We start from the raw sequence: 10279 nt of genomic DNA, 5'->3' as shown, positions 1-10279 counted from the left end.
GAAAATTAGCAGCAGCTTTTGTTTCTCTCATTTTTTAACCCTTGATTCGCATTAAGACATAGGAAATAATTTGAAAGATTTATTTGCGTGAAAGAAACCAACCGCATAGAACTGAAACGTACCTTGACAGATGCTTTGGAAAAAGAGGTAGTCGGCTTTTTAAATAGCCGTGAGGGTGGCTTGATCTATTTAGGTGTAGATGATGATGGAAGCGTGATTGGTTTGCAAGATTTGGACAAGCTGCAACTGCAGATCAAGGATAGGCTCAAAACCAATATTATGCCGGTTTGTCTTGGCTTATTTGATATTATTGAAGAAGAAAGGGAGGGCAAGCCAATCATCAAAATGATTATAGCGAGCGGACCGGAAAAACCCTATTACTTGAAGAAATATGGCATGTCTGAAAAGGGCTGTTTTATTCGTGTAGGAACGGCTACGGAGCCTATGCATACACGGATGATAGAAAACCTATTTACCAAACGTACCCGCAATTCCATAGGAAAAATAAAATCCAACCAACAAAAACTAAAATTTGAGCAACTAAAGATTTATTATGAAGCATCCGGCAAACGACTAAACAACAAATTTGCCGATAATCTGCAATTGCTTTGTGAGGATGGATCCTACAATTATGTTGCCTATTTGATGTCGGATGTGAATGCCTTGTCAATTAAAGTGGCAAAATACAAAGGTAAGACCCGAACAAATCTTGAGGAAAACAATGAGTACGGCTATTGTTCTATCATCAAAGCGACCAAGCAGGTATTGGATAAAATTGAACTGGAAAACAAAACCCGTAGTCGAATTACCTCAAAAGAACGCATTGATAAGCGACTGTGGAATGCCATTGCGATACGTGAGGCTATTATCAATGCTATAGTGCACAACGATTATGCGTATGAAGTTCCTCCAAAATTCGAGATATTTGACGATCGCATTGAAATTACTTCAGTAGGAAGCCTACCCGAATTGCTCACCGAAGAAGAGTTTTTTGAAGGTTTTTCCATACCCCGCAATCAGGAGATGATGCGGATTTTCAAAGATTTGGAATTTGTAGAACAATTGGGCTCCGGCATACCACGAATACTGGAGTCTTACGGAAAAGACTGTTTTCGCTTTACCCAAAATTTTACCCGTATGACATTCCCCAATGCCTGGAATTTGAGTGAGGGAGAAGAACATTCCGACCATGTTACCGACCATGTTACCGACCATGTTACCGACCATGTTATAAAACTAGTGAAGGTTATAAAAGGGGAAAATTCAAGATTGGAGATAATGGAAAAATTGAATTTAAAACACAGAAATAGTTTTCGGGAAACTTATCTAAATCCTGCCCTAAAACAAGAATGGATAGAAATGACCATTCCAGATAAACCCAAAAGTATTCATCAAAAATACCGCCTAACGGAAAAAGGAAAAACTTTACAAAAACAGTTGAAGAAATGATTCTTTAGGGAACACATATCTAAGGTTACGGGTCAATGCTTTCCCATTACAAGAAGTATCAAGCAGTCATTCAATGAACAATCAAGTACCTTCTCCCACTTGCGCGCATTTGTAGGAAGGCAAAGTACATAGCTAATGCGTGACCCAAACAATATAAAATATTGAAGCATTGAATTATCTTTATCCTGCAAAACAGTGCATAAAACGATACGCAATACACAAATACTTACATGACTTTAACAGAAACCAAACTACTTCAAACTGCAATTGCTATTATTCTATTTATTATAATTAGAATAGTAGTCGTGAAAATAATTGATAGAACTGTAATCAAGAACTTGCTACAAAAGACGCGTGGTAAAATCATAAAAAAAGTTATTCAAATAATAATAACATCAATCACTTTGCTATTTATATTGACGGTTTGGGGCGTGGATCAATCTGAATTATTTCTTTTCATGGCTTCCGTTCTAACAATTATAGGGATAGCATTATTTGCGCAATGGTCTCATTTATCAAATATTACATCAGGCGTAATAATCTTTTTTAATCATCCACTCAAATTAGATGATACTGTTTCCATCATTGATAAGGACTATGAAGTAGAAGGCAGAATAAGTGATATCGGCCTGTTCTTTGTTAAGTTAAAAACAAAACAAGGTGAAGAGGTGTTAATGCCAAATAATATATTTTTGCAAAAAATGATAAAAAGGAAAATTAATTAATATTCCACCCGCTGGCGCAATTGTTCCCCAATGCTGTCGCAAGCATGAGGTCTGGCCAATGAGTGCAGCCTGCTTGTGTCTTTATTGATTGCCTACCTTTGCCGAAATGACTATGTAGAGGTAGGCTGATAAATTTTCTTGGGAAAATTTTCTAGACGGGAGTATTATGGCTATTTTCCTTTGAACGATTAATTTGTGCCCTTGGAGGCTTGGTGTTTAAAATTACTTTGTGGTCTAAAACATCCCAATCCCCAGCAGATTGCCTTATTTTTTGCTCCAATACTACCAATATTTTCTTTATATTTAGACCCTCATTATCATTAATGTACACCAAATAAAAATTATAATCACACTTATGAATCCCAACCATATTCTGAAATACTGCATAGCTGGTTTTCTTCTAATCCTACCAGTTTTAGTTTTTGCACAAAATCAAGCACCGCAAATCGATAATCTAACAGCAGTGCACTCAGAAAGCCAGGGGACTGTTGTCGTTTCCTATGATCTTTCAGATGCAGAAGGAGAACAAGCAGAAATCATCTTCAATGTGTTGACCGGAAGCGGAAACATTTATCAAGTTTCCAGTGCTACATTATCCGGTGATGTGGGCTATCCTATTTCTCCCGGCAGTAGCAAGCAGATTACCTGGGACTATCCAGATTCACTCGCTTCAGAAATTGAAACCTATGAAGTGAAAATAGTTGCTGATGCCATCCAACAAATAGTCGATCGAGTGGATAGTCAGCGCTTGAAAAGCACAATTCAGTTTATTGCTCAAGTCCGTCACCCAAATGATGGATTGGCGCACTTGAATGCAGTGAAAGACACCATTGAAAGACTGTTCTTCGATTATGGCCTTGACACCAGCCGCCAGGCATTTACCTATTCGAGTTATCAGGCACACAATATCTTTGGTTTTCTTGAGGGACAAGTTGCGCAGGACACCACCTACATTATAGATGCCCATTTTGATGGAGTCCAGGGCAGCCCGGGCGCAGATGACAATGCCTCAGCAGTAGTTGGGATGCTTGAAGCAGCCCGTATCCTGTCGGATTACCAGTTTGCTCGCTCTATTCGCTTTATTGGTTTTGATCAGGAAGAAGCCGGACTGATTGGCAGCCAAGCTTATGTACAACAGGGAATTTCAGGCAATGAACATATCGCTGGCGTATTCAATTTTGAGATGATCGGTTATTATTCAGAACAAAATAACAGCCAAAATTTCCCTCCGGGTTTCGACATTTTGTTTCCCGATGCACATAGTCAGGTTCAAGCCGAAAACTCACGTGGCAATTTTATTACCAATGTAGCCAATACTGCTTCTGAACCGTTGAAGGAAGCTTTTGATGCAGCAGCAGCAAATTACGTTCCCGATCTTAGAGTGATCTCACTAGCAGTTTCGGGCACTGGTCATGTTGCTCCTGACTTGAGGCGTAGCGATCATGCCAGTTTCTGGGATGCAGGCTATCAGGCCCTTATGCTTACAGACGGCAGTAATTTCAGAAATCCTAATTACCACACGGCTAATGATACCATTGGTTCTCTCAACTATACGTTCATGGCCAATGTTGTAAAAGCAACTATTGCTGCTGTTTGTATGGAGGGCGGAATCCAGCAGAGTTCTGAAAAAACAACATCAATAGAAAGTGGTACAGGAATAGAGCAAAACTTGGAGCAAAGTATCCTTGTGTATCCTAACCCTGTAAGTGATCAAATCAATATCCATCTAAGCGGTTCTTTCAATAATGATCTGAACCTAAAGCTTTATGACAACAACGGAGCCCTTATCATCGAAGAAGAACATGTAAATCCTGTAAATGGCCGCTTGTCCCTCAACTTGAATGATTTGTCCACAGGCCTTTACTACCTCCAAGTTAGAGATGGCAAAAAAAGTGTGGTGAAAAAAGTAGTGGTAGAATGATGGCTAATACTAAAGCCCCCAAAAGCTAATGTATGAGTAAGTGGCGACCCACAAAAAATCAAAGGCAATTGATAAAGATTGCTCAAATTATGATACTTTTAGAGTGAAAAACCTATATGAATGAAAATCCGCTTAATCCTATTTTTTGCTTTTTTCTTTATTAGTGTCCAGGAAAATTTTGCCCAAAACGATGCCCTGCTGACTTCTAAAGATGTGGTTTTTAAACGCCTGAATTATTCCGGTCTTGCTTTTCGAGTGCAAGTTGGAGCTTATTATCAGCTTTTTGATGATCCCGATGAATTTTTTGGCATAAAAGGCATATTGCCTTATAAACTGGATGATGGCATTATCCGTTATGTTACCACATATAATTACGGAGATATAGAAAGTGCTGAACTGGAAAAAGAAGAGATGGTTGAAAAAGGAATTGCCGATGCTTTTATTGTTCCTTTCTTTGGCAATAAAAGAATCACACAAATAGAAGCGCTTGACTTTTTAGAGAAAAGCAGAAAGCTAGCGGGAGTAAATACAAATGTTGAATAAATATTCAAGCCTAATGGAAACAGCAAATAGCACAAGCAAAATTGAAGCTTTTTTAGAGAGAACTATTTTTGAAGATTCACTTAAATCTGAAATAATCAGAAGTGGACGTTTGAAGAAAAGTAAAGCCGGAGATGTTGTTATCCTTCCCAATCAGGATTCTTCAGAAATGCCCATTGTATTAAGTGGCGTTTTAAGGGTAATGCGCCATGATGAAAATGGGAATGAGGTTTTTCTCTATTATCTGGAAGGTGGTGAAACTTGTGCTATGTCCATTACTTGTTGCATCGAAGGGCGCAAAAGTGCCTTTCATGTAATAGCCGAAGAAGATTCAGAATTGTGGATGATTCCTATCGCCAATCTCGATTCCTGGATTACCAAATACCGTTCTTTCAGGCAATTTGTTTTCCACTCCTATCAGGAGCGCTTTGACGAAATGTTGCACACCATTGACAGCGTGGTTTTCATGAACCTGGATCAAAGACTTTACAATTACCTTCTGGACAAAAAGCAAACCACCGGTTCATTTGAAATCCACAAAACCCACCAGCAAATTGCCAATGAATTGAATACTTCGCGCGTGGTAATCTCCCGCCTGCTCAAAAAACTGGAAAAAGAAGAAAAGATTGAGCAGCACAGGAACAGGATTGAGATTCTTTAATCACTTTCCCTTCCCCTGGAAAATGATCAATACGGTGTAGATCATTATTTTGAAATCAATAGCCAGGGACATATTTTCAATGTAGAGCAGATCGTATTTCATACGCTCAACCATCTCACCGATGTTTTCAGCATATCCAAACTGAACCATTCCCCAGGAAGTGATTCCCGGTTTTACTTTTTGCAAATGCTTATAAGCCGGAGCTTCTTTTATCAATTGATCTATAAAAAACCTGCGCTCGGGACGTGGCCCTACAAGCGACATATCGCCAATCAAAACATTCCAAAACTGCGGCAATTCATCCAATCTCCATTTGCGCATAACCCGCCCCCAATTGGTAATACGCGGATCATTGTCTGAAGAAAGCGCAGGGCCATCTTTTTCGGCATCCGGATGCATAGATCGAAATTTGATCATATTAAATGCTTTACCTTTCAAGCCAATGCGTTCCTGTTTATAAAATACAGGGCCGGGAGAAGACCATTTTACGCGAAGCGCAATATAAAGCATCCAGGGAGAAAGCAGAATTAGCGCAATAGTAGAAAAAACAATATCGAGTATGCGCTTTACGATTTTCTCCCACATGGGCATCAGGTCGGGATAGATTTCTACAAGGACAGCACCAACAACATTGCCCATTTTTACCGATCCGGAGAGAATATCGTACATGCCAGGAATGATCTTGATCACTACATTGCTGCTGGCCAGGTTGTTGAGAATGGCATTGATCTGGTGGTGCTCCGAAGTTTCAATAGCTATGATCACCTCTTCGATTTCATGCTCCTGAATTATTTGCTCAATATTATCAAGCGTTCCAAGTTTGGGAAGATACGATGACAGCCCGTTTTTTCCATTGCCGTTCAGATCAATAAAGCCGATAAAACGATAACCCAGTCGCTTGCGATTTTCAGAAATGTCTTTGTAGAGTGCTGTGGCTTTTTCATTGCTGCCAATAATCAGGGTATTGTAACCCACCTTCCCTTTGTTAATCTTGCGCTTGGCATTATCCAGAATTAACATTCTGCCAGTAAGGGTAAAACCAAAATGCAGGAAAAACAGAACTCCTAAGGTGCGGTAATAATTAAAAAAATCATTGGAAACATCATCGTTCAAAATAAGTGTGAAGAAGATGATAATGGAGCCGAAGAGCGCTGCCAGGAATGTTTTGTACAATTCACCGAGCCTTGATTTTCTGTAGATATCTGTGTAGGTGCCTGTTACGAAATAAAGCAATATCCAAAACACAGGCATAAAGGCAATCCCCAGGTAAAAACGCTGGTCAAAAATTAATTCAAGCTGTGTTTCTGGAGAAAATCCCTGAACATAGATTTTTCTGTAGCAGTACAATAGTGCCCAGGCCAAGGAAGCTGCCAGAAAATCGGACAGAAAATAAAATAAAATGGCTGCTTTTTTATTCCAATGCATTGATCAAATGTCTCTGGCGTATATCAGCTTAATATTATCAAAAAATATTTTTACCTCTTCATCTGAGATATCCCTGTTCTGAACTCTGAATATAATACGGTATTCATCAGCATCAAGTGTTTGAATATCGGGAAAGAGATTGATGTATATTTTGTTCCACTCTTCTTGTGGATTTACATTCAATTTTATAAATGTAATGGTTTGAGGATTATTAATTTGACGTGCTTCCAAACCTACTCCAAAACTCACATTGTTTTTATAATCCATTTCCAGGTATACAAAAGGAGCCGACCGGGGAATGAAATAATGTTCTACAGTAGCAGCCTGAAAATACTGTGAAGAAAAAACCGTATCTCGCTGCATCTTTCCTGAAACATCTCCTTCAAAAACCTGTGAAGGGTTATCAACTCTATTGATATTCAAAAAGCCATTGCCACTTTCAAAATCTTCAATAAAGACAAAACTGCTGAAATCTGCATAGTCCCACTGAGGCACCAATGTGTCGGTTTTCCCCGCTTCCAGTGCATGATCGTATTCATGAAAAGTATAAAAGGGGTAATCAATATGTGTTGTAGAAATACCATTGACAGTAATTCCTGCAAGGATTTTAAGATTAGTACCATTTGATGGCAAAACTGGAAAAGTAGCCGGCAGTTCATACACCCCCTGTTCTAAATTATTTTGCAGCACCCATATTGCATTTACTTTGCTGGAATTGCTTCCTTCAAAGCCCCGGACATCCAACTGATAATCACTAACATGAATATAGCCGGGTATTTCCTCGTCTTTCAAACCACAAGAATGTAAGGATAAAGCCATTAAAACAACAATGAAAATTCTGAACACCAATCTATTTAATGCTTAAATTCCGAAAAAATTATTCAGGCGAGTCTGTTTTTTTCAATTTTCTCTAAAATCTGATAAGCCACTTTCAAAGCATTATAGCCTTCAAGCAAACTTACAGGAGTTTCTATTTCACCTAATATCGAGCGGGCAAAACATTCCAGCTCCGTTTTTATGGCATTGCTCTCTTTAATTTCAGGCAATTTATAACTCACAAATTTTTTCTCTCCCTCCACCCCTGTTTCTATTTCAAAAGACATAGGATTGCTTTCATCTGCTTTTTTATTCAGCCTGAAAATCTCCGTTTTTTTCTCCAACAGGTCCACACTCAGATAAGTATCTTTCTGAAACATTCTGATTTTTCGCATTTGCTTCATAGAAATGCGACTTGCAGTTATATTCGCTACACAGGCATTGTCAAACTCAATCCTCGCATTGCAAATATCGGGTTTATTGCTGATAACAGGAATACCACTTGCGCTTATGCGTTTCACATTGGATTTAACTACACTCAGTATAATATCAATATCGTGAATCATCAAATCCAGTACTACAGAAACATCTGTGCCTCTGGGATTGAATGAAGCGAGGCGATGTGCCTCAATAAACATGGGGTCTATCAATTCATCACTAATGGCCATAAAAGCCGGGTTAAATCTTTCTACATGGCCCACCTGTGCTATTATATTGGCTTCTTTGGCAAGATCTACCAATTGTTTGGCATGCTCCAATGTATCGGCAAGAGGTTTTTCAATAAAAACATGCTTGCTCTTTTTAATGGCCATTTCAGCACATTCAAAATGAGAAATAGTGGGTGTAACAACATCTATTGCGTCACAATCATTTATCAGTTGTTCAATATTTTCATAGTGAGGAATATCAAAATCACTACTCACTTTTGCTGCTGTTGCAGCATCCTGATCGTGAAAGCCGATCAGTTCAAAAGCTTCGATTTCTTTTAAGAGGCGAATATGTATTTTACCCAAATGCCCGGCTCCCAATACTCCTATTTTCAACATACTTCAGTAATTTTTGCTAAAATTAATCAAATATTGCAGGGCGCAATGAGAAGAAGTGCACTTAAAATTGTGGATTACCTTTTAACCTGAGTTCGATAATAATTTATCATAAAAAGAGAAAACTAAAATGGTGATTTTTTTATTGTCAGGGTTTAACAAAAATTTTTTTAATCCTGAAATTATCTTAATTTAGGATAGTTCAAAATGAAATGTATATATAATGACCGAATTACTTCCCTATACTGCAATCTTTGACAACAACCCCATAGGGATGCTCCTTTTCGATCAACACATGAAGTATATCGTCAAAGCAAATCCTGCCTTTGCCAATCAATTGAGCTATAGTAGTGCTGAAGAACTCAATGGACAGTCCTCCACTATTCTTCTGAATGATAGCCTGACTGATATTGAAAAAAGCAAATTAGAAATTCTGCTAAAAAACGGGGACAAAACCCTTGAGCTGCGCAGAAAAATAGTAAATGCGCATTCCAAAGAAATTTTTATTGCACTTAATCTCTCGCGAATAGAAAATGGGGAAAATGGAGAATCATTTGTATTGGGTATTATAAAAAATCTGGGGCAGGAGCAGGAATTTATCGATAAGCTCATCACCAACGACATCAAATACAATGCATTGGTTAGAAATTTCCCGAATGGCACCATCGCCCTGTTTGATCGCGAAAAGCGTTACCTGATTTTGGGAGGCAAAGCTTTTGAAAATAGCAAATACCAACCTGAAAAAATGCTGGGAAAAACTCTTTTCGAAGCATTTCCCGATTATCTCAGTGAAAAACTTAGCGATAAATACGATCGCGTACTGGCAGGTGAAGAATTTGAACACCTGATGTCGAATGATGGTGTTTATCATAAAATTTATTTCAGTCCTGTTCGCAATTTTCTTGGTGAAGTACTCTACGGGTTAAGTATAACTGTAGATGTAACCAGGGAAATAGAATTTCAAAAAGCTTTGGAAGAAAAAAATAAATCCCTTGAAGAAAAAGAAAAAGAGCTGAATGCCCACAATGAAGAACTCAAAGCTTTTGCTTATTCCATATCGCACGATTTAAAATCCCCACTGCGTGCAATCAAGGGTTTTATGCAGATTTTACTGAAAGAATACCCTGAAAACTTTAATAAAGACATGACTGAGCTGATGCATATGATAAGAGACAATGCACAGCGAATGGATGAATTGATCAATGATATTCTGAAAATAACAAGAGTAGGCAGCTCGGAATTGATCAGTCAAAAACTGGATTTGAACAGGCTCGTAAAAAAAGTGTGGCAACGGCAACTTGAGCTCAATGACAGCAAGCCTGAATTTGAAATGGGAACATTGCCAAAGATCATGGGAGATGAGATTTTAATGCAACAGATTTTTGATAATTTATTGTCTAATGCAATTAAATATTCTTCTAAAAAAGACAAACCTAAAGTAAGGGTGATGTTTTCCGATGAAAGTAAATCTCACTGTATTATCACCGTAAAAGATAATGGGGTAGGTTTTGACCCTAAATACAAAGACAGGATTTTCGGCCTCTTTAAGCGCCTGCACCATCAAAAAGAATTTGAGGGCAATGGCTTGGGTCTGGCAATAGTAGAACGAATTGTTCAGCGCCACAATGGAAAGGTTTGGGCAGATAGCAAAATTGGCAAAGGAACGAGCATACACCTTAAACTACCTAAATTACAATAA

The 10279-nt window shown here is 38.4% G+C and carries 9 protein-coding genes; 6 read left to right on the top strand and 3 right to left on the bottom strand.

Annotated elements, in window-relative coordinates; all coding sequences use genetic code 11:
* Positions 1-87 precede the first annotated feature (87 nt).
* The 5 genes from WD048_10330 to WD048_10310 all read left to right on the top strand — a co-directional run bounded on the left by WD048_10330 (position 88) and on the right by WD048_10310 (position 5296).
* Positions 88-1449, top strand: coding sequence for an RNA-binding domain-containing protein (locus WD048_10330; GenBank protein MEX0812601.1), 1362 nt, complete (start codon positions 88-90; stop codon positions 1447-1449).
* Positions 1450-1679: 230 nt separating this feature from the next.
* Positions 1680-2174 carry a mechanosensitive ion channel domain-containing protein gene (locus tag WD048_10325; protein MEX0812600.1) on the top strand — a complete coding sequence of 165 codons (495 nt, stop codon included), beginning with the start codon at positions 1680-1682 and terminating at the stop codon, positions 2172-2174.
* Between the two features lie 355 nt (positions 2175-2529).
* Positions 2530-4095, top strand: a complete 1566-nt coding sequence (locus WD048_10320) for a M20/M25/M40 family metallo-hydrolase (GenBank protein ID MEX0812599.1) — start codon at positions 2530-2532, stop codon at positions 4093-4095.
* 120 nt (positions 4096-4215) lie between these two features.
* Positions 4216-4638, top strand: coding sequence for a hypothetical protein (locus WD048_10315; GenBank protein ID MEX0812598.1), 423 nt, complete (start codon positions 4216-4218; stop codon positions 4636-4638).
* 13 nt (positions 4639-4651) lie between these two features.
* Positions 4652-5296: a Crp/Fnr family transcriptional regulator gene (locus WD048_10310; protein MEX0812597.1), complete on the top strand. Its 645-nt coding sequence runs from the start codon at positions 4652-4654 to the stop codon at positions 5294-5296.
* On the opposite strand, the gene WD048_10305 is transcribed toward WD048_10310, so the two are convergent.
* The 3 genes from WD048_10305 to WD048_10295 form a co-directional block, all read right to left on the bottom strand.
* Positions 5297-6721 (bottom strand): sugar transferase, encoded by a 1425-nt coding sequence (locus tag WD048_10305; protein ID MEX0812596.1) that lies wholly within the window; start codon positions 6719-6721, stop codon positions 5297-5299. It abuts the gene before it with no gap.
* A 3-nt stretch (positions 6722-6724) separates the two neighbouring features.
* Entirely contained in the window at positions 6725-7540 is an 816-nt protein-coding gene (locus WD048_10300; protein ID MEX0812595.1) for a hypothetical protein, read from the bottom strand.
* Positions 7541-7602: 62 nt separating this feature from the next.
* Complete coding sequence (locus WD048_10295) at positions 7603-8583, bottom strand: Gfo/Idh/MocA family oxidoreductase (protein ID MEX0812594.1); 981 nt, start codon at positions 8581-8583, stop codon at positions 7603-7605.
* A gap of 220 nt (positions 8584-8803) precedes the next feature.
* Between WD048_10295 and WD048_10290 the strand changes: the two genes are divergently transcribed.
* Positions 8804-10279: an ATP-binding protein gene (locus WD048_10290; GenBank protein ID MEX0812593.1), complete on the top strand. Its 1476-nt coding sequence runs from the start codon at positions 8804-8806 to the stop codon at positions 10277-10279.

It is taken from the genome of Chitinophagales bacterium (genome assembly GCA_040877935.1).
GTDB lineage: Bacteria > Bacteroidota > Bacteroidia > Chitinophagales > CAIOSU01 > JBBDNB01.
The sequence above is the reverse complement of the archived record's forward strand: the minus strand, read 5'-3'. Positions and strand labels throughout refer to the sequence as shown.